This window comes from Loktanella sp. R86503, assembly GCF_042466455.1.
Lineage (GTDB): Bacteria > Pseudomonadota > Alphaproteobacteria > Rhodobacterales > Rhodobacteraceae > Loktanella.
Genome location: NZ_JAXHCI010000002.1, coordinates 2,361,184 through 2,386,335, shown reverse-complemented (window position 1 = coordinate 2,386,335; position 25,152 = coordinate 2,361,184). Strand labels below are relative to the sequence as shown.

The window sequence follows — 25,152 nt, the reverse complement described above, 5'->3', positions numbered from 1 at the left end:
CTAGTGACAGCCTGTTTACCAGCAATTGGTTCGCAAACCGGAACAGTCCGGCGGTAATGACGCGATCATTTCGTGGCACTTTCAAGGCAGGCACCCCAAATGAAGACAATATGCCATGTTTGAACCGATTGTTCACGCCTCATCCCCAATCACTTTGCTTGGTGGTTCTGATACAGACAACAGTCAACTTAACATTTGCCTAAAGGTTGCGCCATCCGTCGTCGCGGCCGATGGAGGGGCCGATCATGCATTGCGCCATGATTTAAGGCCTGTCGCGGTCATCGGCGACATGGATTCGCTTAGCAACAAGGCGCGGACGGCCTTTGCCGACGCGCTGCATCATGTGGCAGAGCAGGACAGTACGGATTTTGAAAAGTGCCTGACCCGTATCAAAGCACCTCTGATCATGGCTGCGGGTTTTCTGGGCGGGCGTTTGGATCACACGCTTGCGGTGCTGGGCACGCTGGCACGGCTGCGGGCGCATCACGTGATCCTGGTTTCGCCAGACGATGTGTGCGTCTTGCTGCCGCAGGGGCACAGCATGTGGCAGCTATCGCCCGGCCTGCGAGCGGGCGTTTTGCCTTTAGGACATGCGACAGTCAGCAGCAATGGCCTTGTCTGGGACCTTGCCGACAGCAAGCTGGCCCCCGATGGCCTTGTCAGCAGTTCGAACGCGGTAAAGCAGGCGCAGGTCAGCTTTGATGTTGCCGGTCCGGTCTTGCTGACCTTGCCGCTATCTGCGTCAAAGTCGCTGATCGCTGGCGTTCTGGCGCAGGTCAGCAGTTCGGCACATTGACGGCAAGGCCGCCTAAAGCGGTTTCCTTATACTTGTCGCTCATATCCGCGCCGGTCTGGCGCATTGTTTCGATTGCGGCATCCAAAGGCACCAGATGCACACCATCCCCGCGCAGGGCAAGGCTGGCGGCACTGACCGCCTTGATACAGCCAAGACCATTGCGTTCGATACAAGGCACCTGCACCAATCCGCGCACCGGATCGCAGGTCATGCCCAGGTGATGTTCCAGCGCGATCTCTGCTGCGTTTTCGATCTGCGCCGGACTGCCGCCCAGCACCGCACACAGGCCCGCTGCAGCCATGGCCGCGGCAGAGCCGACCTCTGCCTGGCAGCCACATTCCGCGCCGGAGATGCTGGCGTTGTACTTTATCAGCCCGCCGATCGCCGCAGCCGTCAGCAGGAAATCCGGCACGCCGGCCGCGCTGGCCCCCGGCACATGATCCAGCCAATAGCGGATCGTCGCGGGAATAACCCCCGCCGCGCCATTGGTGGGGGCAGTGACAACACGGCCGCCAGCGGCGTTTTCCTCGTTCACCGCCATGGCATAGGCGGACATCCAGTCGTTGATGGTATGGGGGGCGGGCTGGTTCATCCCGCGTTCGGCCATCAGGGCTTCATGAATACCGCGCGCCCGCCGGCGCACGCTTAACCCGCCGGGCAGGATGCCATCCGTGGCAAGTCCGCGGTCGATGCAATCAGACATGACCGACCAGATATGTCGCAGGCCCGCGTCAAGGTCGGGGCTGGTGCGGCGGCTGCGTTCGTTGTCGCGTTTCATCTGGGCGATGGATTTGCCACTGCGTTCAGCCATCTGCACCATTTGGGTGGCGGTACTGAACGGATAGGGGACGGGCGGGCCGATGTCGGTGCCCCGCCCCGCGGCGTGCTCTGCCTCTGTCAGCACAAAACCGCCGCCGATAGAATAGTAAGTTATTTGGGTAACGGTATCACCTTGGCTATCCAAACCCTTAAAAATCATGCCGTTCGCATGACCGGGCAAAGCGGGGCCGTAGTCAAAGATCAAGTCATCCTTCGGGTGAAAGCGCAAAGGTCCAAGCCCGTCCGGTGTGATCCGCGCGCTTTGCCTGACCTGCGCCAAGGCGGCCTCTGCTGCCTCTGCGTCGTAATCATCGGCGCGCATACCGGTCAGACCAAGGATCACGGCGCGGTCGGTGGCATGGCCTATGCCGGTAAAGGCCAACGATCCATGAAGCGACACCCGCACGCCCGCCACCGCAAAGGGCTGGGCGCGCAAATGATCAAGGAACCGCGCGGCGGCGACCATGGGGCCGATCGTATGAGACGATGACGGGCCGACCCCGACTTTGAACATGTCGAAGACGGAAACGAACATCAGGTGGGGCTGCCTTCTGGCGGGTTGGGGTGGTGCGGCGCGGAAAACGGCGTGGCACCCAGTCCCTCTGCCGCGGCAGCGCGCTTGGTGGCGGGCATCTGTTCGAACACCTGCGCGAAAAGATACAGGCGAGGCCAGTGCGCCAGATCGTACCACCCCGCCGGGCCGCCATAAAGCGCGGGCCAGCGCAGCATTGGTGCAAGATAGCACATCTGCGCGACATGATCGGGCGACCACTGCTTTTCAAGCAGATCCAGATGGCTGGCAAGGCGATGCTTTGCCGCGTGACGCAGACTAGATGGGGCGGCGGGCAGGTATTGTTCAGGATAGAACAGCGTCCGCAGGGTCGGGTGCAGCGTGTTGGACATCCACAATAGCCAGCTAAGCGCCGCGCCGCGCCCGGGGGCGTCCGGCGCAGGCATTAAGGTACCGGGGGCGGTATCCGCCAGCCACAGCAGGATCGCACCGGTTTCAAAGATCGGACCGCTTGGTGTTTCCAGTGCGGGGATCAGACCGGCCGGGTTCAGCTGCAAATAGGCGGGGCTGCGCTGGGCACTAGCCGCGCGGTCCACAAGAGCCGTGCGATACGGCCGGTTTGCAAATTCCAAAGCAAGCCGTACGCACAGCGAGGCATTGTCAGGGGCATAATGAAGGCACACAGATTCCATGTACCGACCCTATCCAAAGCCGCCGCCCGCGTCAGCCTGAAAGCGACGCTTTACGGACGGGCAGGGCCAGTCGCATGCCGCCCCTTGCCGCGCAGTGCGCCGTCTTCGACGCCGATGCGGTGATACAGCATCGCGGCATTCAGCACGGTAAAGACGATGGCCACCCATGTCAGGCCCAGCACCATCGGCGCTGCGATGATTTCCAGTACGACAAGGGTATAATTGGGATGCGGGATAAGCCGGAACGGGCCGCGAGAGACAAGCGGTTCGTCCAGCACGATGATCCGCGTGGTCCAGCGCGCCCCCAGGGTGCCAAGGATCCAGACACGAAACACCTGCAATACAGCATAAAGCGCCAGCCAGCCCATGTGTAGCGGCTGGTTCCAGCCAAAGACTAGCAGCGCCAGTACCCAAGCAGAGTGCAGGGCGACCATGACAGGATAGTGACCCGCGCCGACTTCATATGCCCCGCGGGCCAATAGGCGTGCAGTGTTGCGCCTGGCAATCACCAGCTCGCCCAGCCGCTGCACCACGATGAAGGCAAGGAACAGAAAGGTGCCGGTCGTCATGGTGCGACCGTAAGCGGCATCATGGCCGCGGTAAAGCCCGGCCCCAGCGCGCAAAGCGCCAGCTTGCCTGTCTGCCCAGCGGCCAGCACACGTTTAAGCACGAACAGCGCAGTCGGGGCGGACATATTGCCATAGTCACGCAAGGTCGCGCGTTCCGCGTCCAGCGCACCTGCGGGCAGGTCCATCGTTGCCTCGATCGCCTCCACCACCTTGGTGCCGCCGGGGTGGCATACGAAGCGGTCGATCTGGCTAAGGTCCAGCTGCGCGGCTTGCAGCATCGTCGTGATGGCAGGGCGGAATTCATCGGTGACGAAACTGGGGATTGAGCGGTCAAAGATCACGCCAAGACCGGTTTCATCCACGTCCCAGCCCATGATCGGCAGGGTGTCCGGAAACAGATGCTCGTGCCCGTCGTGCAGAATGACTTCGCCTGCTGTGCCAGAGCCTGCACCGATCACCGCCGCTGCCGCGCCGTCGCCAAACAGCACGGTTGCGATCACATCGGCTTTTTGCAGGCGGTCGGACCGGAAAGACAGTGAACATGCCTCGACCGCGACCATCAGAACAGTGCTGCCGGGATCGGCGGCGGCAAGCCGGCGGGCGATGGACAGGCCCGACACGCCGCCTGCACACCCCAGACCGAATACCGGTACGCGCCGCACATCGCGGCGAAAGCCCATCTCTGCATGGGCCTGCGCCTCTAGCGTGGGGGTCGCGATGCCGGTGGAGGAGACTGTGACGATGGTGTCGACCTGATCAGCTGTTATGCCGGCAGCATGCAGCGCATCAGAGGCGGCAGCGATGAACATCGCCTTGGCCCCGGTCATATAAGCCGCGCCGCGGTCAGCCCAGCCGTGATCCGCAGCGAACCAGTCCAGCGGCATGACGCTGTAGCGCCGATCAACGCCCGCATTTTCAAACGCAGGCACTAGTTTTTCAAAGAACGGATATTTGGGGGCCAGTAGCGCGCGGGCCTGTTCAAGCACGTCGGATTGCGACAGCTCGTGCGGGGGCAGGGCTGTTCCAATTCCCTTCAGGACCGTGGTGTTGCACGCCCCGTTCATGGCGCGGCGGCGCGTCGCGGGCTCTTGCAACATAATTGGAACCTTTCAAACGTTCTGTGTAGAACGATGACTGGCGGGAAAAGTTCCATGCAGCCTCATAGACCTGCGCATCAAGTGTTTGCGGTAACAGCGTAAATGCCCCCTGTCATGAAAGCACCGCGCCGCCTATAACCTGCCCGTGTTTTAAAGGAGCCTTGCCATGCCCGTTGATCTGTCACCTATCGACAAGGCGAAATACGTCGCCGCAAAACGCGCCTGCGACTATGTCGAATCAGGGATGAAATTGGGCCTTGGCACCGGGTCCACCGCCGCATGGCTGGTACGTTGCTTGGGCGAGATGGTGCGGGACGAGGGCCTGAAAATCAAAGGCGTGCCAACATCAACGCGCACGGCGCAACTGGCCCGCGACGTCGGCATCGAAGTGATTTCCCTGGACGAGGCCCGCTGGCTGGATCTGACGATCGACGGCGCGGATGAATATGACGGTGCGCTGAACCTGATCAAAGGCGGCGGCGGCGCGCTGCTACAGGAAAAGATCGTGGCGACCGCCAGCGACCAGATGATCGTCATCGCTGATGCATCCAAGAAAGTCGAGACGCTGGGGGCTTTCCCGCTGCCGATCGAAGTGATCCCTTTTGGCTGGCAGACATCCAAAGCCCTAGTCGAAGAAGCGCTGGTGGGCATGGATGTTATGGGTGCCACAACAAGCCTGCGCATGAATGGTCAGGCGCCTTTTATCACCGACGAAGGCAATCACATCCTTGATCTGTATCTGAACCGTATCGGAAATGCACGTCAGCTAAGCCTCGTGCTGAACCAGATTCCGGGCATCGTCGAAAACGGACTTTTTATTGATATCTGCGATATCGTGATTACCGGTTACGGCGACGGCCGGGTCGAAGTGCATGACATCAACAAAGGCGAAGTTGACGAAACACGCTACGATTTTCTGGATGACGGGAATATATTTGCGGACAACGGGGACTAAGCTGGTTTCGCCTGAGCAGTGCTTTGGCGACCGCTTGGGGGCTTTGCCCCCAAACCCCCAGGATATTTAGAACCAGAAGAAGGGACCGGCGGGGGGGGCTGGCGTTCTTGGGAGTGTGTCAGGGGGCGCGGTCGGCCCCCTGTACGATTTCAAGCGTTCCAGGGGCGGTCGCCGTTTTCGTCCTTGACCCGGGTGGGCAGGCCCAAGCGGTCGAGTTGCGTGAGGAACGGGGCGGGTGGCAGCTCTTCCATGTTTTTCATGGTTTTTGCATCCCAGGTACCGTCGGCGACCAGCAGGGCGGCAGCCACGGGCGGCACGCCAGCGGTGTAGGAAATTCCTTGCGAGCCGACCTCTGCATAGGCTTCTGCGTGATCGGCGACATTGTAGACGAAGACTTCAACCGGCTGCCCGTTCTTCGTGCCTTTGACGAAGTCACCGATGCAGGTTTTGCCGGTGTAGTTTGGAGCGAGCGAGGCGGGGTCGGGCAGGCAGGCCTTGACGACCTTCAGAGGTACGACTTCCAGCCCTTCGGCGGTCGTGACGGGCTGTTCGGATAGCAGGCCAAGGTTTTTCAGCACGGTAAAGACGTTGATATAGTGTTCGCCAAAGCCCATCCAGAACCGCACGTCGGCACCCGGATAGTTGGCGGACAACGAATGCACTTCGTCATGGCCGGACAGATAGGCACGCTGGGTGCCGACGACGGGCAGATCCCAGTCTTGGCCTACCTCGAACATCTGGTTTTCCTGCCAGGCACCGGACTGCCAAGAATAGACCGTGCCGGTGAATTCGCGGAAGTTGATTTCCGGATCGAAGTTCGTGGCGAAGTATTTGCCGTGGCTGCCCGCATTGATGTCGACGATGTCGATGGCGGTCACGGTATCCATATAAGTGTCAATGGCATGGCGGGCATAGGCGTTGACAACGCCCGGATCAAAGCCTGCGCCAAGGATCGCGGTGATGCCTTTTTGCGCGCAAATCTCGCGCTTTTTCCATTCGTAGTTACCATACCACGGCGGCGTTTCACAAATCTTGCCAGGCTCCTCGTGGATGGCGGTGTCGATGTAGGCGGCACCGGTGGCAATACAGGCGTCCAGCACCGACATATTCACGAAAGGAGAGCCGACGTTAATCACAATCTGGCTGCCTGTTTCCTGAATCAGGGCGGAGGTGGCAGCAACGTCCAGAGCGTCAAGGGCGTGAGACTGCAACACGCCGTCAACTTTCATTGCGGACTTTTCATGGACTGAGGCGATGATCGCGTCGCACTTTGCCACCGTGCGGCTTGCGATATGGATATCGCCCAGCCGATCATTATTCTGCGCACATTTATGCGCCACAACCTGCGCCACGCCGCCGGCGCCAATAATTAGAACGTTCTTTTTCATCGGTTACATCCCCTGTGGTCTGGGTGGGTGAAGGGCGCTTAGGACAGCGCCGCGGCGAAATCGTCGTAGGTGAACGCGCGGACAAGGCGTTCCGTGCCGTCCAGTTCCCTGATCGCGATGGATGGCATCTGGACACCGTTGAACCAGTTTTTCTTGACCATCGTATAGCCAGCCGCGTCCTGAATGCTGATGCGGTCACCAGCAGCCAATGGGGCGGGGAATTTGAATTCGCCAAAGATATCGCCCGCAAGACAGGATTTGCCGCAGATCATCCATTCTTCGCGCCCCTCGTTCGGGGCGACCTTGGCGCTTTCGCGGTAGATCAGCAAATCAAGCATATGCGCTTCTGTACTGCTGTCGACGATGGCCAGGTTTTTGCCATTGTGCAGCGTGTCCAGCACGGTGACTTCCAGCGTGGTGGAATTGGTGATGACCGCTTCGCCGGGTTCGAGGTAGACCTGTACGCCGTAAGTATCGGCAAAGGCTTTAAGCCGCGCGGCCAGTTTGTCCAGCGGGTAACCTTCGCCGGTAAAATGTATGCCGCCGCCAAGGCTGATCCAGTCCATCTGTGCGATCAGGTGGCCAAAGCGTTCCTCAATCCCTTGTAGCATCGCGTCAAAGCGGTCGAAGTCGCCGTTTTCGCAGTTGTTGTGAAACATGAAGCCGCTGATCTGGTCGATGACCGCGTCAATCGCGGCGGGGTCGTGTTCGCCAAGGCGGCTGAAGGGGCGCGCCGGATCGGCCAGATCGAAGGTCGATGTCGACACGCCGGGATTGACCCGCAGGCCGCGGGTGTGCCCGTGCGACACCGCCTCAAAACGGGACAACTGCCCGATGGTGTTGAAGATCACCTTGTCAGAGTTGCGCAAGACTTCATCAATCTCGTGATCCGCCCAGGCCACGGAATAGGCGTGGGTTTCGCCTGAAAAATGTTGGCGGCCCAGCTTGACCTCGAACAAGGATGACGATGTGGTACCGTCTAGGTATTCAGAGATCAGATCGAACACGGACCAGGTCGCAAAGCATTTAAGCGCAAGCAGCGCTTTGGCCCCCGAATGTTCGGTCAGCCAGGCAATCTTTTGCAGATTCGGCAGCAGGCGGCTTTTGTCGATCAAATAATAAGGCGTCTGCATTGCGGGGGCCTTTCGCCGGAAACACTGGAACGTTGTCGTATAATCAGATGACAGATCAGAGACAAGCAGGCCGCGCCAGCGGTGTGCATGGGGCGATTGCATCACGGGCTTCGAAATATCCGCGGCTGAACCGGCGGTGGCGACCGGGATGGCAGAGCTGAAAGCCCTGCCGCGTGACAGTGTCGGTGGGCTGCCAGTTCCTGATCTGTCGAACTGATCTGCACTGTGCTCACTTTTCCGGCAGGGGGCGTTGGCCTTTCGGTCTGGTTGCGGCTAGGTTGCCTGTGAAATTTGCAATGCGGAGCCTGCACATGTCTTTCGATTACGATCTTTTTGTTATTGGCGGCGGTTCTGGCGGTGTGCGGGCGGCCCGTGTGGCCGCGCAGACAGGCGCAAAGGTCGCACTGGCCGAGGAATCCCGCATGGGCGGCACTTGCGTCATTCGCGGCTGCGTGCCGAAAAAGCTGATGGTCTACGCATCCAGCTATCCCGAAAAGATCGAAGAAGCACAGGGCTATGGCTGGGACGCCACCATTGGCGATTTCAGCTGGGACACGTTTCGCGGTAAGCTGCACGCCGAACTGGACCGTCTGGAAGGCGTTTATCGCAAGCTGCTGAACGGCTCTGACGTGGAAATCCACGATTGCCGGGCCACTGTAACAGATGCGCATACGGTCAAGCTGGGGGACGGCAAATCCGTCACCGCCAAGCATATTCTGATCGCCACGGGCGGGCATCCCGTGCGCCCCGACATGGAAAACGGCGATCTGGGCCTTGTATCCAACGACATGTTTCTGCTCGAAAAGCTGCCTGAAACGCTGCTGATCGTGGGCGGCGGCTATATCGCCTGCGAATTTGCATGCATCATGGCCGGCCTTGGCGTGAAGGTGACAATGTACCACCGCGGCGCACAGATCCTTAAGGGTTTTGACGACGAAGCGCGCGGGCTGCTGGCGGAATCAATGCGCTACCGCGGTATTGATCTGCACACCGGCACGACCATTACCGAACTATGCCCCGCCGATCAGGCCCCCAAGGGCCGGATGCCGGCTGGATCTGACGCGGCCGCGGGGGGCACCAATCCGCTGGGCGATAACCCCAAAAGCTTTACCGATGCCCGCGCGGCGGGTCCTGTGTGGACCCGCGCCACAAACGGCGACGAAAAGGTGTTCGACCACGTGCTGTTCGCGACAGGCCGCGCACCCAACACCAAAGGTCTGGGTCTGGAAGATGCGGGCGTCGACGTCGGCCGCCACGGCGAGATTGTGGTGGACGAGTTCAGTCAGACCAATGTCCCATCAATCTATGCCATCGGGGATGTGACCAACCGCGTGCAATTGACGCCGGTTGCGATCCGCGAAGGCATGGCCTTTGTCGAAACCGTCTTTAAGGGCAACCCGACGCCGGTCGATCACGAACTAATTGCCAGCGCTGTCTTTACCCAGCCTGAACTGGGCACCATCGGAGAGACCGAGGACGACGCCATCGCCCGCGGCGAAAGCGTAGAGGTGTATTCCACAGCGTTCCGCCCGATGCAGACGGCGTTTCTGGATACGCCGCAGCGTGTATTGATGAAGTTGATCGTCAGCACCGAAACCCGCAAGATCCTGGGGTGTCACATCGTCGCGGACCATGCAGGAGAGATGATTCAGATGGTGGCGATCGCGATCAAGATGGGCGCAACAAAAGAAGATTTCGACCGCACCTGCGCTGTTCATCCCACCATGGGTGAAGAACTGGTCACGATGAAGTCCCCGGTGCGGACAACTTGAATTATCGGGCCAATGGCCCGATCTTAGAACGGACGGATCCGAACAGGATCGTAACATCAAGGAAGACTGACACACGATGGCAGGCAATAACGGGGGCCCCTGGGGGGGCGGCGGCGATGATAACCGGGGCAAGAACGATGGCAATGGGACCAACCCTCCGCCGCGTCCGCCCCGTCGTCCGGGCGAGGGGCCACAGATTCCTGAAATCGACGAGCTGATGAACAAGGGCCGCGAACAGCTGCGTGTGCTGATGGGCGGTCGTGGCGGTGGCAATGGCACCGGCGGCGGCACGGGCGGCGGCAACGGTCCGGCATTGACGCGCGGCACCGTCGGACTTGGCGTGCTGGCGGCTGCCGTGCTGTGGGGCATGGCGTCTATCTATACCGTCAAACCAGAGGAACAGTCAGTCGAATTGCTGCTGGGCGATTACATGTCCACCAACGGTCCGGGCCTGAACTTTGCGCCTTGGCCCATCGTGACCCGCGAAGTGCTTCCGGTGACGTCCGAGCGGTCCATCGATATCGGCACCAGCCGGTCCGGTCTGGATGCGGGTCTGATGCTGACAGGCGACGAAAACATCGTGGACATCGATTTTCAGGTCGTGTGGAACATCCTTGATCCGCAGCTTTTCCTGTTCAATCTGGCTGACCCCGAACAGACCATCGAAGCTGTGTCCGAATCCGTGATGCGTGAAATTATCGCGCAAAGCCAGCTGGCACCGATCCTGAACCGGGATCGCGGCGCAATTGCCGAACGTCTGAAAAGCGAGATTCAAAGCACGCTTGATAGCTATCAGTCCGGTGTGAACATCATCCGCGTCAACTTTGACAAGGCCGACCCGCCCGAGCCTGTCATCGCATCCTTCCGCAAGGTGCAGGACGCCGAGCAGGAACGCGACCGGTTGCAGAACGTCGCTGACGCCTATGCCAACCGTGTCGAGGCCGAAGCACGCGGCCAGGCCGCCCAGACCATCGAACAGGCCGAAGGCTATCGTGCGCAGGTCGTGAACGAGGCTGCCGGTGAAGCAAGCCGTTTCTCTGCCGTGCTTGGCGAATATGCCAAGGCTCCCGATGTGACGCGCAAGCGTCTGTATCTGGAAACCATGGAGCAAGTTCTGGGAGAGCTGGATATCATCCTGCTTGACGAATCCCAAGGCGGGCAGGGCGTCGTGCCTTATCTGCCGTTGAACCAGTTGGGCGGTGGCGCAAACCGGACCCAGACCCAAACGAACGGAGGGACGAACTGATGCGGAAATCCATTTTCCTACTGCCCGCCTTCGTTGTGGTGCTGATTGTGGCCATTTCTTCGGTATTTATCGTGGACGAGCGTGAAAAGGCGCTGGTGCTGCAATTCGGTCAGATCGTGAAGGTACAGGAAGACCCCGGTCTTGGTTTCAAGATCCCGTTCATCCAGAACGTCGTGCGTTATGATGACCGTATCCTGTCGCGCGATCTTGACCCGCTGGAGGTGACGCCGTCCGATGACCGCCGTCTGGTCGTCGACGCCTTTGCCCGCTACCGTATTGCAGACGTGCAGCAGTTCCGTCAGGCCGTCGGCGCTGGCGGAGAAGAGGTCGCAGCGCGGCGTCTTGATGGCATCCTGCGTGACACCACCCGGAACGTTCTGGGTACCGTGGCGTCGAATGACATCCTGTCCACCGACCGCGCGGCGCTGATGCTGCGGATCCGCAACAACGCCATTGCCGAAGCCCGCAGCCTGGGCCTGGAAGTGATCGACGTGCGGCTCAAGCGGACCGACCTGCCGCCGGAAAACCTGAACGCCACCTACGAGCGGATGATTGCGGAACGTGACCGCGAAGCCGCGGACGAGATCGCGCGCGGTAACGAAGCTGCCCAGCGCACCCGCGCCGCCGCAGACCGCACCGTGGTCGAGGTGACATCCGAAGCCAACCGTCTGGCCGAGGTAACACGCGGTGAGGCTGACGCAGAGCGCAACGCCATCTTTGCCGAAGCCTTTGGCGCAGACCCGGAATTCTTTGAGTTCTACCGCTCCATGACGGCTTACGAGCGCTTTGCCGCATCTGGCCGGTCGTCCATGGTCCTGTCGCCGAATTCAGAGTTCTTTAACTATCTGCAATCCGATCAGGGTCAGGCCGCGAACCGCTCTGCGGCTCAGGCGCCTGCTGCACCAGCAGCGACGGCACCTGCCGCGTCGAACTGACGCGCATATGATTGCAATGGCATTGACAGGCCTCGGCCTTGTTCTGCTGATCGAGGGGCTGGTGTACGCACTGGCCCCTTCGCTTATCGAAGATATGCTGGCCGCCCTGCGCAGGCTGGACCTGGCCGATCGCCGCCTTGTCGGGCTAGCGGTGCTGGCGACTGGCGCTGCGCTTTTGTGGCTCGCGGCGCTGATCGGGACATAAAGTCACGATCCGTTCACCCTTTACATTGACACTTTGCGCTCTCAGGTTTGCGCCCTAGGTTCAGTGTCAACGCTGCCCTGCGCAACACAACAAGGAGTCCGCCCCGTGAGGTCACAGGCCAAAGTTCTAACACTCTCCGATCCCCGTTACATGCTGTCCGGCCTTGCCCTGACCACCGCGCTGATCATGTCGCAGGCGATGCCGGGCATTGCGCAGGTGAACCCCGAAACCACGACAGCGGAAACCACGCAGGCCCTGCCAGGCGCTGCCGCGGGCCGGCCGCTGACCTTTGCCGATCTGGCTGCGCAGGTCAGCCCGTCGGTAGTCAATATCACCACATCAACCACGGTGGCCGAACGCACCATGCCGCAGGGCATTGTGCCCGAAGGGTCCCCGTTTGAGGATTTCTTTAACGATCTGGAAAACGGCCCCGGCGGTCAGCCGCGCCGGTCCAGCGCGCTGGGTTCTGGCTTTGTCATTTCGGCTGACGGCTTTATCGTCACCAACAATCACGTCATTGAAGGCGCAGACGAGATCGAGATCGAGTTTTTCCCCGGCGATGGCCAGCCCGCAGCGCAGCTGCCCGCTACGCTGGTCGGCACCGATCCAAACACGGATATTGCAGTGCTTAAGGTCGAATATGACAGCCCGCTGCAATTTGTGGAATTTGGCGACAGCAATGGCGTCGGGGCCCGCGTGGGCGACTGGGTCATGGCAATGGGTAACCCGTTGGGGCAGGGCTTTTCTGTCTCTGCCGGTATCGTCTCTGCCCGTAACCGGGCGCTGTCCGGCACCTATGACGACTACATCCAGACGGATGCCGCCATCAACCGCGGCAACTCTGGCGGTCCGCTGTTCAACATGGATGGCGAAGTCGTCGGCGTGAATACCGCGATCCTGTCACCTAATGGCGGGTCCATCGGCATCGGCTTTGCGATGTCGTCCGAAGTGGTTAAAAACGTCGTCGATCAGTTGCAGGAATTTGGCGAAACCCGTCGCGGCTGGCTGGGTGTGCGTATTCAGGACGTCACACCTGATATGGTCAGCGCCATTGACGGGCTGGATACGGCCCGCGGCGCGCTAATCACCGACGTCCCTGCCGGTCCCGCCGAAGATGCCGGTCTGCTGGCCGGTGATGTTATCCTGTCCTACGACGGCACCGAAGTCGCCGATACGCGCGAATTGGTGCGCATGGTCGGCAACTCTGCTGTCGGTGCGACGATTCCGCTGCAAGTTCTGCGAAATGGCGAAGAAACTGCGATGGAGGTCACGCTTGGCCGCCGCGAAACGGACGAGGCGACTGCCTTCCCTGCGTCCGACGATGCCCCTGATCCCGCCGATGCCGGCGCTGAAATGCTGGGCCTGACCCTGTCCCCCGTAACGCCAGAGCTGGCAGAGGAGTTCGGTCTGGATGATCGTCCGGGGCTGGTGATTACCGCAGTCGATCCGGACTCCGATGCAGCAGGCAAGGGACTGACGCCGGGTGATCTGATCACCGATGCAGGGCAGGAGCCTGTAACAACGATCGAAGAGCTGCAGGCGCGCATCGACAATGCAGTCGAGGCCGGCCAGACATCCTTGCTGTTGCTGGTCCGCCGCGACGGCAATCCGCGCTTTCTTGCGCTGGCGCTGGGCGACATGACCGGCAGCGAATAAAGCCGGCAACATTTCAAACTTGCGCCGTCCCTGAAAGGGGGCGGCGTTTCAAGTTTGTGCCTAACCGCGAGAGACGGCGAGAATGCCAAGTTCGCGGGCGACATGGGTTGCCAGCAGCGGACTGTCGGTGCCGCTGCGCCGCTGATAGCTTTGCACAGCAAGGCTAGTGGCTGCGTCATATTGCCCCGTGATCGGCCCGTCATAGGCACGGCGGATCAACAAGGCGCGCTGAAGTGTGGATACGAATGCCTCTGTATAGATCGGCGGGCAGACGGTTTCGAAACGGGTCCCTTCGCCAACTTTGACGGTTTGCGGCCGGGTAATCGTGCGAAAAACGGCCGGATTAATAACAGCACCCGCAGCGTCGCGCGTTTCAGGGGCGACTTCGATCAATTCGCTGACGATGTTGGTCTGCGTCGGCCCGTCGGTGCGCGCAAAACAGCTGCCTTTTGCATCGGTTTCAATATCGCCGAGGGACACGACAATCGGTGCCGCGCCAGCGCTGCTGCTATCGGCGGGCGGCGTGCAAGCGGACAACAAAAGCGCGAACGGTAAAAAGCGGTGCATTATGACTCCTTCTGCTGCCGTCATAAAGTGTCGGCGGTGCAGGTCAAACGCCATTGTCGCACCAAGCATGATCGCTTGCATTTGTGACTGGCAGGACAAGCCCCGTTCCCTTAGTTATCTGGCCAAATGCTGACACGCGCGAAAGGACAAGACGATGGCGAAAATTACATATGTAGAGCACGGCGGCAAAGAGCATGTCGTCGACGTGGCAAATGGCATGACAGTCATGGAAGGGGCCCGTGACAACGGCATTCCGGGGATCGAGGCCGACTGCGGCGGCGCCTGTGCGTGTTCGACCTGCCATGTTTATGTAGACCCCGCCTGGGCCGACAAGCTGGAGCCGAAAGACGCGATGGAAGAAGACATGCTGGACTTCGCCTATAAGCCGGATCCGGCCCTGTCCCGCCTGACCTGCCAGCTGAAGGTATCCGACGCCCTGGACGGCCTGCGGGTGCAAATGCCTGAAAAGCAGATCTGATGCGCATTGCGGTCGCCGCTGGTTTGCTGGTCATGCATGCAGATCTTGCGGCGGCCTGCGATAGCCAGCCGTCCCCGCCTGCAGCGCTTGCAGGCAGTCTTGTCGTGGCAAGCGGCGGCGTTATCAGCCATGCGTGGTATGACGATCCGACGACCATTTACGACCACGGCATTCTTGGCGATGCAATCGAAGCGGCCACCCTGCGTATCGCCACTGCCGCCGATTGCAACATCCGTGTTTCGGCAGGCGCGGGCCATGTGTTCGAAGACACCGCCCCGCGACTGGCCGATCTGGACGGTGACGGTAGCAGTGAGGTCATCGCGGTGCGCAGCAGCCTAACGCAAGGCGCGCAACTGGTGGTCTATGGCCTACGGGACGGTGCCTTGGTCCTGCTGGACCAGACCCCCTATATCGGTCAGACCCACCGCTGGCTTTCGCCGATTGGCGCAGGTGATATCGACGGCGATGGGCGGATGGAAGTGGCCTATATTGACCGCCCCCATCTGGCACGGATCTTGCGGATCTGGCGCTTTGACGGTGCGGCCTTGACCGAGGCTTACCGCGTCCCGGATCTAACCAACCACCGCATTGGCGAGCAAGAAATCAGCGGTGGATTTCGCACATGTGACAGTGTCACAGAAGCGATCGTCGCTGCGCCTGACTGGTCGCGTGTGCTGGCGGTGCGCATAGAGGCAGGCAAGGCGTTGATGCGTGATCTGGGCCCGGTAGGCCCCGGTGCGTTCCAGCAAGCCCTTGCCTGTAAGCGATAGGGCGTAGGGGGCGCTGCCCCCCGGCTGTGCCGTCCCCCGGGATATTTTTAACCAGAAGAAGTGGTCAGGCCAAAGCGGCGAGAGACAAAAGCGCCGCGATTTCGGCGATTTGCTGGGATGCGCCAAGGATATCGCCGGTTTGCCCGCCAATCTTGCGCCGCGCAATGATGGCCCAGGCAGCCGTTGCTGGGGCGATGACGGTGATGACTGGCAAGATCATCCAGCCAAGGCAGAAGAGTGCGAGACCAAGCGAAATGCCGGCGGCAAGCAGGCATGTCGGCAGGGGCGGGCGGCCAACGGCATGGCTTAACCCGTTGCTGCGGGCATGGGGCAGGGCTGTGGCAAGGGCGATCATGGGCAGGCGGGATAAAGCGCCGATCGCAAGTGCGGCAGGCCAAAGCGCGGTATCCAGAAGCGTGATCCAAAGCATCCAGCGCAGCAGGACCGATATAAGCAGGGCCAGCACGCCGTAGGTGCCGATTTGGCTGTCTTTCATGATGGTAAGGCGGCGGTTCTTGTCCCAGCCGCCCCAAAGCCCGTCGATACTGTCGGCCAGCCCGTCTTCGTGCATCGCGCCGGTTATGATCATCTGGACGGTGATTAGAAGCAGGGCGCAGATTGGGGCGGGCAGACCACACCATATTGCTGCCATAGCAACGCCGGCAGCCAGGGCATTGATCGCCAGTCCGGCCAGCGGCCAAGCCCATGCGGCCCGCGCGCCGCGGGCCATGGCATGGGCTGTATCGACGCGCACAGGTAGGCGGGTCAGCAGGCCAAAGGCAGCAGGCAGATCGCCAAGGGTCATAAGGGCAGTTGTGCGGGGCAAGGGCCTGTCCAATTAGATGGGTTTTCTTTCGTCGGCTTATGGTTAGACAGGTCGGAACCGAACCGCAACGAGGACGACCATGACCCTTCCGTTTCAGACGCTTGAAGAATTCCGCAGCTGCCTTTGTGCTGCAATTTCTGCCGATCAGGTCGCGATCGGCAAAGCAGCGGCGCGAAACGGTCAACTGACCAAACCACCCGGTGCCCTTGGCCGGCTAGAGGAACTGGCGCTTTGGCTGGCGGGATGGCAAGGTACGGACCGCCCGCGCATTGCTGCGCCCCAGATCGTGATCTTTGCCGGCAATCACGGCATTTGTGCGCAGGGTGTTTCCGCCTTTCCGGCAGAGGTGACGGCGCAGATGGTTGGTAATTTTCAAGGCGGCGGCGCGGCGATCAATCAGCTTGCCAAAGTCAACGGCGCGCGTCTGGATGTCGTGCCGCTGGACCTTGATGCCCCGACGCAAGATTTCACCCAAGGCCCTGCCATGAGTGAAGCCGAAGTTGTCGCAGCCCTGGCTGCCGGTTGGACCGCGGTCGATACGGCCACGGATCTGCTGGTGGTGGGCGAGATGGGGATCGGTAATACGACCTCTGCGGCGGCGATTGCCCATGCTCTTTATGGTGGCAATCCCGGTGACTGGACCGGGCGCGGGACAGGCGTTGACGATGCGGGACTGGCGCATAAGACCGATGTTGTTGCCCGCGGCCTTGGTGCCAATCCAGAGGCGGGCACGGACGCGCTACAGGCGCTGCGATGCCTTGGCGGACGCGAAGTCGCTGCCATGGCGGGGGCCATTGCGCGGGCGCGGGTGGACGGCGTTCCGGTGATCCTTGACGGGTTTATCTGCTGCGCGGCTGCTGCCACGCTTGCCGCTGCGGTGCCTGGTGCGCTGGATCATGCGGTGGCAGGGCATCAAAGTGCCGAGGCGGCCCATGCCGCCCTGCTGGACCGTTTGGGCAAGCCGCCGCTGTTGCAGCTTGGCCTGCGTTTGGGCGAAGGATCCGGGGCGGCCCTGGCTATCGGCATCGTCAAGGCTGCTGCCGCCTGTCATTCGGATATGGCGACCTTTGCCGAAGCGGCAGTCAGCGCAAGCTAGTTGTTGTTGCTTGCAGAGGTGTCGCCGGGGCGGCGGGGCTGAAGACGTTCTTTTTCTTCCGCTTCTCGGTTTTGAGCGCGGGATGCAAATGCGGTTTCTAGGTCGTTGTTCAACTGCCGCGCCCGGGTGACATAGTCGGCATTGTCGGCGATCGGCACACCGGGTTTCCAGAGTTTCGCCAGATCGCGGACCATCTTGCGATCGGAATGATAGAACAGGGTTTCCGCCTCTGCCGCTTCGAACTCTGTCAGGCCCAGATTTTCTAGCGCATAGCGGCCGGCCCGAAGGGAGCTGTCGAACATTTCGCGGACGATATCGTCGGCACCGGCGGCATAAAGTTCGTAGGTATGCACCCGGTCGCGGGCACGGGCGATGATGTGCAGATCGGGGCGCACTTTGCGGGCATAGGCCACAAGGCGCGTGGCCATATCCTTGTCGTCAATGGCGACGAGCATGACACGCGCGTCGTCGATCCCGGCTGCGGCCAGCAGATCGGGGCGGGTCGGATCGCCAAAGAAACCCCGATAGCCGAACTTGCGCATCATCTGGACCGCGGGCAGGTCGTTGTCGATCACAACGGTTGAAAAGCCGGCGGACTGGATCAGCCGGTTCGCCATTTGGCCAAAGCGGCCGATCCCCGCGATGATGACCGCGCCCTGTTCGTTGACTTCGTCGTGTTCATGCTCTTCGCTGTCGTCCATGCGGCGGGACAGCCAGTCGTAGCCGATAAACAGCGCCGGCGTGACCAGCATCGAAAGGGCGATCACCAATAGCAGCATTTCCGACAGATTGCCCGGCAACACGCCCTGCTGGTCAGAAAAGGAGATGAGCACAAAGCCAAATTCCCCGGCCTGCGCAAGGCCGAGCGTGAACAGCCAGCGATCCTTGCCACGCATCTTAAACAGGTAGGATAGGGCATAAAGCACAGCGCCTTTGATGACGATGATACCGATGACATAACTGGCGACCCGCGCGGGCTGCGACGCAAGCAGCGCAAAGTTGATGCCTGCCCCCACGGTAATGAAAAACAGGCCAAGCAGCAGACCCTTAAAGGGTTCCAGATCGCTTTCCAGCTCGTGCCGGAATTCGGAGTTTGCCAGCACGACCCCCGCAAGAAAGGTGCCCAGCGCAGGCGACAGTCCGACCGTTCCCATCAGCACCGCGATGGCTGTCACCATCAGCAGGGCAAGGGCGGTGTACATCTCTCTTAACTTGGCGTGGTGGATGTAGCGAAAGACGGGGCGCGTCAGGTAGACACCGGTCAGTATCACGGCGGCCACGGCGGCAATGGTCACCAGCGTGACGCCCCAGCCGGGCAGGCCATCGACCAGGGATAGGGTGGCGTGGTGATCCTCGGTCAGATTGCGCACCAGCGATCCATCGGGCGCGATGCTTAGTTTGTTGCCGGCAACTGCCAGAAGCGGCAGTAGCGCCAGCATTGGAATTACGGCGATATCCTGCGTCAGAAGGACCGAAAAGACGGATCGCCCGCCCCCCGTTTGCATCAGACCTTTTTCCGACAGGGTTTGCAGTACGATAGCGGTGGATGACAGCGCCATGATCAGACCGATCGCCAACGATGTCTGGATGGGATAGCCCAGAAACATGCCTGCGCCGGTGACGATGGCCGTGGTCAGGGTGATCTGCAAGCCGCCAAGACCGATCAGGCGTCCGCGCATATCCCACAAGGCGCGGGGTTCCAGCTCCAGACCGATCAGGAACAGCATCATCACGACGCCAAATTCGGCAAAATGTTGGATGTCTTTCGCCTCTGTCCCGACCAGTCCTGTCAGGGGGCCGATGACAATGCCGGCAGCCAGATAGCCAAGCACGCTGCCAAGACCAAGGCGGGCGGCAAAAGGCACCGCGATGACAGCAGCGCCCAGATAGATTGTAGCCTGAAGAAGAAATGTTTCCATGCGCCTGTCATACAAGGCGAATGGCGTTACGCAATGGCGGCGCAATCACACAAGGTTTCGAAGCCGACACAAATCCGCGGCAAATGCCTTAGCCTGGCAACACAAGGGCATAGGTTTTGCCCCGCTTGACGAAGTTCAGGGCCGTGTCGCCGATTGCGGTGACCTGACCGCCGTCAAGTGCGCTGCCGACCTCGACCTTGACGAAGCGACCGTTGCCCAGACGCACCAAGGCGCGGCGGGCGTTGGGTTTACCGTAAACGCCCACAAGGTTCATTTGCCGCAGGTTCATCGCATTATCGACTGTGGCGGCCTGCGCCACGCCCCCGGGGACATTGCCGCTGGGGGCGACGATGGTTGGCGGGGCAGGGGTGGCTGCGACTGCTGCCGTGCGTGTGGGTGCAGGTGCGGCAGCCGCGGGCGGCGGCGCTGCCGCCTGCCGAGAGCGGGCGACGACCTGTGCAAAATTGTTAGGACGCGCATCGGGGCGGCGGGCGACACTGACCGCAAGCGCGGTGCGATTGCTAAAGGACGACGCGGGGGCAGCGGCGGCAATGGCCGCAGCGACAGCGTTAATATCGGCGGTAACGACAGCTTCTTCTTCTGCCGGCGTTGTGTCCTCTGCCTCTGCTTCGACGTCAGGGGCGATGCCAGCGGGGCGCAGGACGGGACGCGATCCGGTATAGGCGGCAATAACGGTTTCGGCTTCGTCCGGCGTGGCTGCAGTTGCAATCAGGCCGCCGGGCCGCAGACGCGGCCGGACGCCGGTATAGGGCGGGGATACAGGCAGGTCAGGGGCCTCTGCCACATCGGTGGATGGCAAGGTCAAGGCCGCGGCGTCACCGGGCCGAAGAACCGGGCGCAGCGGCGGGGGCCCGGCAACAAAGGCGGGATTGCCTGCCGGCTGGGTGGTTTGGGCGTCTTCTGCCGCATCCACTAAATCGCCAGGTCGCGCAATCGGTGCCACCGGTGCGATTTCAACACGCGGCGTGCCGGGACGCAGGATCGGGCGCAGCTCTGGTGCGCCGGCGATCACCAAGGCACCTTGCGGCGTCACAACGCCTTCTGTCGTGGCGGCGATATTCCCGCGCGCGTCGCGGTCAAAGACAACATCCGCAGCGGGTGGAACCGGCTGCTCTGCGATGACCGCATCGGGCGCGGCTGCGTCCTGGGCGGGCATGTCCGGCTGGTCCAGCGCCTCTGGCACATCGACAGTGGCGACGGGATCAACCCCTTCCAGCGCGGTGCTGACCGGCGTTGCCGCGATGCGGGGCGCGCGTTGATAAACGCCGGTCGCGGCATAGATGCGATCCGCTTCATCGGGTGACAGCACACGTCCCGCAGGGGCGCGGACGATGGGGGCAGGCGGCGCGACAGCTGATACCGTCTGCGGCACGATTGCCGAAGGGGCGGGCTCTGATATGTCATTGACCTCTGCTGCCGGCAGCTCTTCCAAGGTGACATCTGGCGCTGCGACCAGTTCGTCATTTTGCGCAGGGCTGTCTTGCGAGACCGCATCTTCGACAGGTGCTGCTGGCGCAGGCTCTTGCAGCAGCGCGGCAAGCTCCGTGTCTTCTGTATCCGCGCCAGAGAACCAGCCGCTGACGGTGCCGCTTGGCAGGGTCAGGGACCACAGGCCGACCAGCAACATGACCAAAAGCAGGACTGCCGTCAGAATCAGCCCCAAAAACGGGATCTTTCCCCGCTCTCGCACGCGGCCCGCTGCGGGTGTGGCTGTCGCCGCTGCGCCGGGCTGTGCCGTCGATTGCTGCGCCGCGGGCCGGTCGTCAATGATCTGCCGGCCGGACTGGGCCGCAATGGCGGCGGCAAGCGCGGATACCGGCTCTTTCGGGCGGGCGGTTCCTGCCACGGGGGCGGGCGGCTCTTTACGGCGGGTGAACAACGGTTCCTGCGCCGGGGCTGCCAAAGGCGTGGCTGTCACACCGGCGCGGGCGGTGCTGCCTTGGATTGCAGGCGCATGTCCGGCGATGGGCTGTGCGATGCGCGGGCTTTGTGCCGCCGGTCGCGCGCCGCCATCCGCAGCGGGTTCGGCCGGGGCGCGGCGGGCTGCCAATGCCGATGCAATAGCGTTGTCAGACGGTTGCACCGATGGCGCGGACTTGGTGGCCGCATTGATCGTCGGCGGTACAATTTTGCTGCGCGACGCGAATTCCGGTTCATCGCGGGCCGCATCCGGCGCTGCCGTCGCGGCAGGCAGATCATTTTCCGGCAAAGATACTTTTGCATCTTGCGCTGCTGTATTGGCTTGCTCGGAAAGGTTTGGCTCCGCAAGGTCAGGCTGGGCATCATCGGATGGCGGCGCTTCAGCAACAGCATCCGTTTCCGAAATGACCTCTAATTCTGTATCGGCGGCAGGCGCGGCCGGGTCTTCTGATGCGGCCTTATTGACGGGCACGTCGGCTGGTTGGGCGTCGGCGGCAGAGGCTGGGGCGTTATCTGCTAGCACTTCACGTTGCGGCAAAACGACGACGCCGGTTTGCATAGTGGGTTTGTCCGCCCGGACAATATCCATTTTCCGGCCAGCAGGCAGGGCACCAAAGAAGACTTCGGCGTCAAAGGTACCCGGTTCCGGCAGGGCGGCGCAGGCAACGGGATTAAACAGGTGATCTGTGGCAAAGGCTGTCGCCTCCACCAGCGTTTCCTGCGCAACCGCAGCAATATAGGTGTTGCCGTTTGCGCGCACCGTGTCGATCACCAGCTCGTTCAACGCATAGGGTGTCGTACCTTCCAACGCGTGATGCACATCGTCCGTTGTCGTATCTTCGCCCTGCAACGTCATGTACCGGATCTGATCGCTAGGGATGACCAGTTTCGTGCGCAGCCCGGACGGGTCCAGCATAAGGGCCTGATCCCGCAGGTCCGACAACGCGGCAGGCAGATCTGCTGTCTCAAGCGGCACCTCGCCCACCAGGTGCCAGCCGTCTGGCACCTGCTGCAGAAGGGCGATACCGTCGAATGAAAGCGAGAGTGCGAAATTAGGTGTCATCGATTGGCCATACGTCCGTGCGCAATACTGGAAATGTTCGGTATTCTTGTGCGCAGGCTAACGCAGAACCGGGCCGGGGCCAAGGCGTTCGACACGGCGTTGGCGTGCACTCGCCTGTTGTAAATCATTTGGAAAGAGTTGGGTCATGAGAAAATCTTTGAAGATCGCAAGCCTGCTGCTTTGCAGTGCGGCCATGCCAGCCGTAGCGCAAGATGCCGGTTTGACCGTAACCGGAACAGGGCAGGTGATGGTTAGCCCCGATATGGCCAGCCTGTCACTTGGCGTTTTGGCGCAGGCCCCGACCGCAGCACAGGCTGTCCGCGACATGAGCGCGGATATGGACAAGGTCATGGCCAGCCTGACAGCTGCCGGAATTGCGCCAGAGGATATCCAGACCAGTGGGCTGCGCGTCGATGTGCAGCAGACCTATGACGAGGCGACGAAGTCATCCCGCATTACTGGCTATATTGCCGCAACCGACGTCAATGTGCAGGTGCTTGATCTGGCCAATCTCGGGCAAACGCTGGACGCCGTCGTCCAAGAGGGCGCGAACCAGATGAATGGGCTTACGTTCGATCTGCAGGACCGGCAGCCCGCACTTGCCGATGCCCGCCGCGCTGCTGTCGCGGATGCAATGAACAAGGCAGAGCTTTACGCACAAGCTGCAGGCGTGGCCTTGGGGCCGGTGCAGTCGCTGACCGAAGGCGGCGCATCTGGCGGCGCGCCGCAACCCTATATGCGTATGGCAATGGATAGCGCCGAAAAGGTGCCCGTGGCGGCAGGCCAGATCACAGTCAACGCCGATGTCACCGTCACTTGGGGTTTTGCCGAGTAACGCGATCGGGGCGGGGCCGAAACCCCGCCCATGATACCTAGGCGGTTGCCTTGGCCAATGCCTGATCCAGATCGGCAATCAGATCATCTGCATCCTCTATCCCGATGGACACGCGCACGATTTCCGGTGCTGCACCCGCCGCGCGTTGCTGGTTTTCGTCCAACTGGCGGTGGGTAGTGGATGCAGGGTGAATGATCAGGCTGCGCGTATCGCCAAGGTTTGCCACATGGCTAAATATTTCTAGGTTGTCGATCAATTTGATGCAGGCCTCATAGCCACCCTTGACCGCAAAGGTGAACAAGCCGCCCGCGCCTTTGGGACAGACTTTTTCGACGCGGTCAAAGTACTTGCTGCTCTTCAAACCAGCATAGGTGACGTAGTCAACGCGGGGGTCGTCCTCTAGCCATTTTGCAATCTTTTGCGCGTTCTGTACATGGCGTTCCATACGCAGGGACAGCGTTTCAATCCCCATCAGGGTATAGTGGGCGCCCTGTGGGTTCATGGTCATACCCAGATCGCGCAGACCAATAGCGATCCCGTGAAAGGTGAACGCCAGCGGGCCAAAGGTCTCGGCGAACTTAAGGCCGTGATAGGCAGGCTCGGGCTCTGTCAGGGACGGGAATTTGCCCGAGGCGGCCCAGTCAAATTTGCCCGAATCCACAACGCAGCCACCGGTGACAGTGCCATTGCCGGTCAGGTATTTCGTGGTGGAATGAACGACAAGTGTCGCACCAAGCTCGATTGGGCGGCACAGATATGGCGTGGCGGTAGTGTTGTCGATGATCAGGGGGATTCCTGCGTCATCGGCAATATCGGCAATCGCGCGTACGTCCATGATATAGCCGCCGGGGTTGGCAATTGCCTCGCCGAAAATGGCCTGCGTGTCGTCATTGATCGCGGCTTTTACCGCGTCCAGATCGTCAAAATCGACAAAGGTCGCGGACCAGCCGAAACGCTTAATCGTCTGGGTGAATTGCGTGACCGTGCCGCCATAAAGCCGCGTGCTTGCGACGATGTTCTTGCCCGGGGCCATCAGCGGAAACAGCGCCATCAATTGCGCCGCATGACCGGACGCACAGCACACACCGCCCGCACCGCCTTCAAGCGTTGCGATACGTTCTTGCAGGGCTGCAACTGTCGGGTTGGTCAGGCGCGAATAGATGTAACCAACCTCTTGCAGGTTAAACAATGCTGCGGCGTGGTCCGCATCGCGGAACACATAGGCCGTCGTCTGATAAATCGGCACCTGCCGCGCACCCGTGGCCGGATCGGGCCGTGCGCCCGCGTGAATCTGTAGCGTATCAAAACCGTAGGTCGGTTCGCCGGACATGTCTCTCTCCCTTTGCAATGCCTTGCTTCAGGTTTAGGAGGTTTCAACCCACCACTCAACGACCAAGGAAGCCGCCAATGCCTTATCCGTTCCATTTCGCCTATCATGTCACCGATCTGGACGAAGCACGCGACTTCTATACCGGCGCGCTGGGCGCGGTAGAGGGGCGCTCGACGGACACCTGGGTCGATTTCGATTTCTACGGCCACCAATTATCGCTGCATCTGGGTACGCCTTTCGCCCATGCCGCAACGGGCAAGGTTGGCGATCATATGGTGCCCATGCCGCATTTCGGCATCATCTTGCCTCTGGATGAATGGAACAAACTCGCAGGCCGTCTGGAAGAGCGTCAGACCGACTTTATCCTCGCCCCCTCCGTCCGCTTCAAAGGCGAGCCGGGAGAGCAGTGGACCATGTTCTTTCGCGATCCCTCGGGCAATCCGATTGAAGTCAAAGGCCTCGCCGCTGATGCGGACATCTTCGCCAGATAACCCGGTCCTCTTCTTCTGGTTATAAATATCCCGGGGTTTGGGGCAGCGCCCCAACATCCGAT

23 protein-coding genes are annotated in these 25,152 nt (G+C 61.1%); 12 read left to right on the top strand and 11 right to left on the bottom strand.

Annotation, left to right across the window (positions count from 1 at the left end; genetic code table 11):
- Positions 1-115: 115 nt before the first annotated feature.
- The gene (locus tag SJY10_RS12670) at positions 116-796 is read left to right on the top strand and encodes a thiamine diphosphokinase (RefSeq protein WP_386683138.1); all 681 of its coding nucleotides are present in this window, start codon (positions 116-118) and stop codon (positions 794-796) included.
- On the opposite strand, the gene SJY10_RS12665 is transcribed toward SJY10_RS12670, so the two are convergent.
- Genes SJY10_RS12665 through SJY10_RS12650 form a run of 4 tightly spaced genes read right to left on the bottom strand, consistent with a single transcriptional unit; the run spans position 777 to position 4,484 of the window.
- Positions 777-2,150: an L-serine ammonia-lyase gene (locus SJY10_RS12665; protein ID WP_386683136.1), complete on the bottom strand. Its 1,374-nt coding sequence runs from the start codon at positions 2,148-2,150 to the stop codon at positions 777-779. The two genes, SJY10_RS12670 and SJY10_RS12665, sit on opposite strands and share 20 nt — an antisense overlap.
- Complete coding sequence (locus SJY10_RS12660; RefSeq protein ID WP_386683133.1) at positions 2,150-2,818, bottom strand: glutathione S-transferase family protein; 669 nt, start codon at positions 2,816-2,818, stop codon at positions 2,150-2,152. Before SJY10_RS12660 ends, SJY10_RS12665 begins: the two co-directional genes overlap by 1 nt.
- Before the next feature lie 50 nt (positions 2,819-2,868).
- Entirely contained in the window at positions 2,869-3,387 is a 519-nt protein-coding gene (locus SJY10_RS12655) for an isoprenylcysteine carboxyl methyltransferase family protein (protein WP_386683130.1), read from the bottom strand.
- Positions 3,384-4,484 carry a type III polyketide synthase gene (locus SJY10_RS12650; RefSeq protein WP_386683128.1) on the bottom strand — a complete coding sequence of 367 codons (1,101 nt, stop codon included), beginning with the start codon at positions 4,482-4,484 and terminating at the stop codon, positions 3,384-3,386. The genes SJY10_RS12655 and SJY10_RS12650 overlap by 4 nt, the downstream gene beginning before the upstream one ends.
- 166 nt (positions 4,485-4,650) lie before the next feature.
- On the opposite strand from SJY10_RS12650, the gene rpiA reads away from it, so the two are divergent.
- On the top strand, positions 4,651-5,439 hold the full coding sequence (rpiA, locus tag SJY10_RS12645; RefSeq protein WP_386683125.1) for a ribose-5-phosphate isomerase RpiA: 789 nt from the start codon (positions 4,651-4,653) through the stop codon (positions 5,437-5,439).
- Positions 5,440-5,588: 149 nt separating this feature from the next.
- Here rpiA and SJY10_RS12640 read toward each other — a convergent pair whose 3' ends face one another.
- A complete protein-coding gene (locus SJY10_RS12640; RefSeq protein ID WP_386683123.1) occupies positions 5,589-6,827 on the bottom strand; it encodes a saccharopine dehydrogenase NADP-binding domain-containing protein in 1,239 nt (412 codons plus the stop codon).
- A gap of 38 nt (positions 6,828-6,865) precedes the next feature.
- Positions 6,866-7,960: a carboxynorspermidine decarboxylase gene (locus tag SJY10_RS12635; protein WP_386683121.1), complete on the bottom strand. Its 1,095-nt coding sequence runs from the start codon at positions 7,958-7,960 to the stop codon at positions 6,866-6,868.
- A 311-nt stretch (positions 7,961-8,271) separates the two neighbouring features.
- Between SJY10_RS12635 and SJY10_RS12630 the strand changes: the two genes are divergently transcribed.
- From SJY10_RS12630 to SJY10_RS12610, 5 genes are all read left to right on the top strand, one after another.
- On the top strand, positions 8,272-9,732 hold the full coding sequence (locus SJY10_RS12630) for an FAD-dependent oxidoreductase (protein ID WP_386683119.1): 1,461 nt from the start codon (positions 8,272-8,274) through the stop codon (positions 9,730-9,732).
- A gap of 76 nt (positions 9,733-9,808) precedes the next feature.
- Positions 9,809-10,978 carry an FtsH protease activity modulator HflK gene (gene hflK, locus SJY10_RS12625; RefSeq protein WP_386683117.1) on the top strand — a complete coding sequence of 390 codons (1,170 nt, stop codon included), beginning with the start codon at positions 9,809-9,811 and terminating at the stop codon, positions 10,976-10,978.
- Positions 10,978-11,913, top strand: coding sequence for a protease modulator HflC (hflC, locus tag SJY10_RS12620; RefSeq protein ID WP_386683114.1), 936 nt, complete (start codon positions 10,978-10,980; stop codon positions 11,911-11,913). The genes hflK and hflC overlap by 1 nt, the downstream gene beginning before the upstream one ends.
- A 7-nt stretch (positions 11,914-11,920) precedes the next feature.
- Positions 11,921-12,118 carry a DUF2065 family protein gene (locus tag SJY10_RS12615; protein ID WP_386683112.1) on the top strand — a complete coding sequence of 66 codons (198 nt, stop codon included), beginning with the start codon at positions 11,921-11,923 and terminating at the stop codon, positions 12,116-12,118.
- A 198-nt stretch (positions 12,119-12,316) separates the two neighbouring features.
- Complete coding sequence (locus SJY10_RS12610) at positions 12,317-13,774, top strand: Do family serine endopeptidase (protein ID WP_386684671.1); 1,458 nt, start codon at positions 12,317-12,319, stop codon at positions 13,772-13,774.
- Between the two features lie 60 nt (positions 13,775-13,834).
- Here SJY10_RS12610 and SJY10_RS12605 read toward each other — a convergent pair whose 3' ends face one another.
- Positions 13,835-14,341, bottom strand: coding sequence for a peptidoglycan-binding domain-containing protein (locus SJY10_RS12605; protein ID WP_386683109.1), 507 nt, complete (start codon positions 14,339-14,341; stop codon positions 13,835-13,837).
- A 154-nt stretch (positions 14,342-14,495) separates the two neighbouring features.
- On the opposite strand from SJY10_RS12605, the gene SJY10_RS12600 reads away from it, so the two are divergent.
- Together SJY10_RS12600 and SJY10_RS12595 are read left to right on the top strand one after the other, a co-directional pair.
- On the top strand, positions 14,496-14,819 hold the full coding sequence (locus SJY10_RS12600) for a 2Fe-2S iron-sulfur cluster-binding protein (protein ID WP_386683107.1): 324 nt from the start codon (positions 14,496-14,498) through the stop codon (positions 14,817-14,819).
- On the top strand, positions 14,819-15,589 hold the full coding sequence (locus SJY10_RS12595) for an FG-GAP repeat domain-containing protein (protein ID WP_386683104.1): 771 nt from the start codon (positions 14,819-14,821) through the stop codon (positions 15,587-15,589). The genes SJY10_RS12600 and SJY10_RS12595 overlap by 1 nt, the downstream gene beginning before the upstream one ends.
- Positions 15,590-15,653: 64 nt before the next feature.
- On the opposite strand, the gene cobS is transcribed toward SJY10_RS12595, so the two are convergent.
- A complete protein-coding gene (cobS, locus tag SJY10_RS12590; RefSeq protein ID WP_386683102.1) occupies positions 15,654-16,415 on the bottom strand; it encodes an adenosylcobinamide-GDP ribazoletransferase in 762 nt (253 codons plus the stop codon).
- Between the two features lie 79 nt (positions 16,416-16,494).
- Between cobS and cobT the strand changes: the two genes are divergently transcribed.
- Positions 16,495-17,511, top strand: coding sequence for a nicotinate-nucleotide--dimethylbenzimidazole phosphoribosyltransferase (gene cobT, locus SJY10_RS12585; protein WP_386683099.1), 1,017 nt, complete (start codon positions 16,495-16,497; stop codon positions 17,509-17,511).
- Here cobT and SJY10_RS12580 read toward each other — a convergent pair.
- On the bottom strand, positions 17,508-19,430 hold the full coding sequence (locus tag SJY10_RS12580) for a cation:proton antiporter (RefSeq protein ID WP_386683096.1): 1,923 nt from the start codon (positions 19,428-19,430) through the stop codon (positions 17,508-17,510). The two genes, cobT and SJY10_RS12580, sit on opposite strands and share 4 nt — an antisense overlap.
- A gap of 88 nt (positions 19,431-19,518) precedes the next feature.
- The gene (locus SJY10_RS12575; protein WP_386683093.1) at positions 19,519-22,434 is read right to left on the bottom strand and encodes a hypothetical protein; all 2,916 of its coding nucleotides are present in this window, start codon (positions 22,432-22,434) and stop codon (positions 19,519-19,521) included.
- A gap of 145 nt (positions 22,435-22,579) precedes the next feature.
- On the opposite strand from SJY10_RS12575, the gene SJY10_RS12570 reads away from it, so the two are divergent.
- Positions 22,580-23,269, top strand: a complete 690-nt coding sequence (locus SJY10_RS12570) for an SIMPL domain-containing protein (RefSeq protein ID WP_386683091.1) — start codon at positions 22,580-22,582, stop codon at positions 23,267-23,269.
- 37 nt (positions 23,270-23,306) lie between these two features.
- Here SJY10_RS12570 and SJY10_RS12565 read toward each other — a convergent pair whose 3' ends face one another.
- A complete protein-coding gene (locus SJY10_RS12565) occupies positions 23,307-24,599 on the bottom strand; it encodes an O-acetylhomoserine aminocarboxypropyltransferase/cysteine synthase family protein (RefSeq protein WP_386683088.1) in 1,293 nt (430 codons plus the stop codon).
- Between the two features lie 77 nt (positions 24,600-24,676).
- On the opposite strand from SJY10_RS12565, the gene SJY10_RS12560 reads away from it, so the two are divergent.
- The gene (locus SJY10_RS12560; RefSeq protein WP_386683085.1) at positions 24,677-25,090 is read left to right on the top strand and encodes a VOC family protein; all 414 of its coding nucleotides are present in this window, start codon (positions 24,677-24,679) and stop codon (positions 25,088-25,090) included.
- The last annotated feature ends 62 nt before the right edge of the window (positions 25,091-25,152 follow it).

Bases quoted from the DNA above. Each gene is read 5' to 3' on its own strand.
- SJY10_RS12655 (WP_386683130.1), bottom strand. From the start codon at position 3,387: ATGACGACCGGCACCTTTCTGTTCCTTGCCTTCATCGTGGTGCAGCGG.
- hflK (WP_386683117.1), top strand. From the start codon at position 9,809: ATGGCAGGCAATAACGGGGGCCCCTGGGGGGGCGGCGGCGATGATAAC.
- SJY10_RS12570 (WP_386683091.1), top strand. From the start codon at position 22,580: ATGAGAAAATCTTTGAAGATCGCAAGCCTGCTGCTTTGCAGTGCGGCC.
- rpiA (WP_386683125.1), top strand. From the start codon at position 4,651: ATGCCCGTTGATCTGTCACCTATCGACAAGGCGAAATACGTCGCCGCA.
- hflC (WP_386683114.1), top strand. From the start codon at position 10,978: ATGCGGAAATCCATTTTCCTACTGCCCGCCTTCGTTGTGGTGCTGATT.
- SJY10_RS12615 (WP_386683112.1), top strand. From the start codon at position 11,921: ATGATTGCAATGGCATTGACAGGCCTCGGCCTTGTTCTGCTGATCGAG.
- SJY10_RS12575 (WP_386683093.1), bottom strand. From the start codon at position 22,434: ATGACACCTAATTTCGCACTCTCGCTTTCATTCGACGGTATCGCCCTT.
- SJY10_RS12600 (WP_386683107.1), top strand. From the start codon at position 14,496: ATGGCGAAAATTACATATGTAGAGCACGGCGGCAAAGAGCATGTCGTC.
- SJY10_RS12630 (WP_386683119.1), top strand. From the start codon at position 8,272: ATGTCTTTCGATTACGATCTTTTTGTTATTGGCGGCGGTTCTGGCGGT.
- SJY10_RS12565 (WP_386683088.1), bottom strand. From the start codon at position 24,599: ATGTCCGGCGAACCGACCTACGGTTTTGATACGCTACAGATTCACGCG.
- SJY10_RS12595 (WP_386683104.1), top strand. From the start codon at position 14,819: ATGCGCATTGCGGTCGCCGCTGGTTTGCTGGTCATGCATGCAGATCTT.
- SJY10_RS12605 (WP_386683109.1), bottom strand. From the start codon at position 14,341: ATGCACCGCTTTTTACCGTTCGCGCTTTTGTTGTCCGCTTGCACGCCG.
- SJY10_RS12670 (WP_386683138.1), top strand. From the start codon at position 116: ATGTTTGAACCGATTGTTCACGCCTCATCCCCAATCACTTTGCTTGGT.
- SJY10_RS12580 (WP_386683096.1), bottom strand. From the start codon at position 19,430: ATGGAAACATTTCTTCTTCAGGCTACAATCTATCTGGGCGCTGCTGTC.
- SJY10_RS12640 (WP_386683123.1), bottom strand. From the start codon at position 6,827: ATGAAAAAGAACGTTCTAATTATTGGCGCCGGCGGCGTGGCGCAGGTT.
- cobT (WP_386683099.1), top strand. From the start codon at position 16,495: ATGACCCTTCCGTTTCAGACGCTTGAAGAATTCCGCAGCTGCCTTTGT.
- SJY10_RS12560 (WP_386683085.1), top strand. From the start codon at position 24,677: ATGCCTTATCCGTTCCATTTCGCCTATCATGTCACCGATCTGGACGAA.
- SJY10_RS12665 (WP_386683136.1), bottom strand. From the start codon at position 2,150: ATGTTCGTTTCCGTCTTCGACATGTTCAAAGTCGGGGTCGGCCCGTCA.
- SJY10_RS12610 (WP_386684671.1), top strand. From the start codon at position 12,317: ATGCCGGGCATTGCGCAGGTGAACCCCGAAACCACGACAGCGGAAACC.
- SJY10_RS12650 (WP_386683128.1), bottom strand. From the start codon at position 4,484: ATGTTGCAAGAGCCCGCGACGCGCCGCCGCGCCATGAACGGGGCGTGC.
- SJY10_RS12635 (WP_386683121.1), bottom strand. From the start codon at position 7,960: ATGCAGACGCCTTATTATTTGATCGACAAAAGCCGCCTGCTGCCGAAT.
- SJY10_RS12660 (WP_386683133.1), bottom strand. From the start codon at position 2,818: ATGGAATCTGTGTGCCTTCATTATGCCCCTGACAATGCCTCGCTGTGC.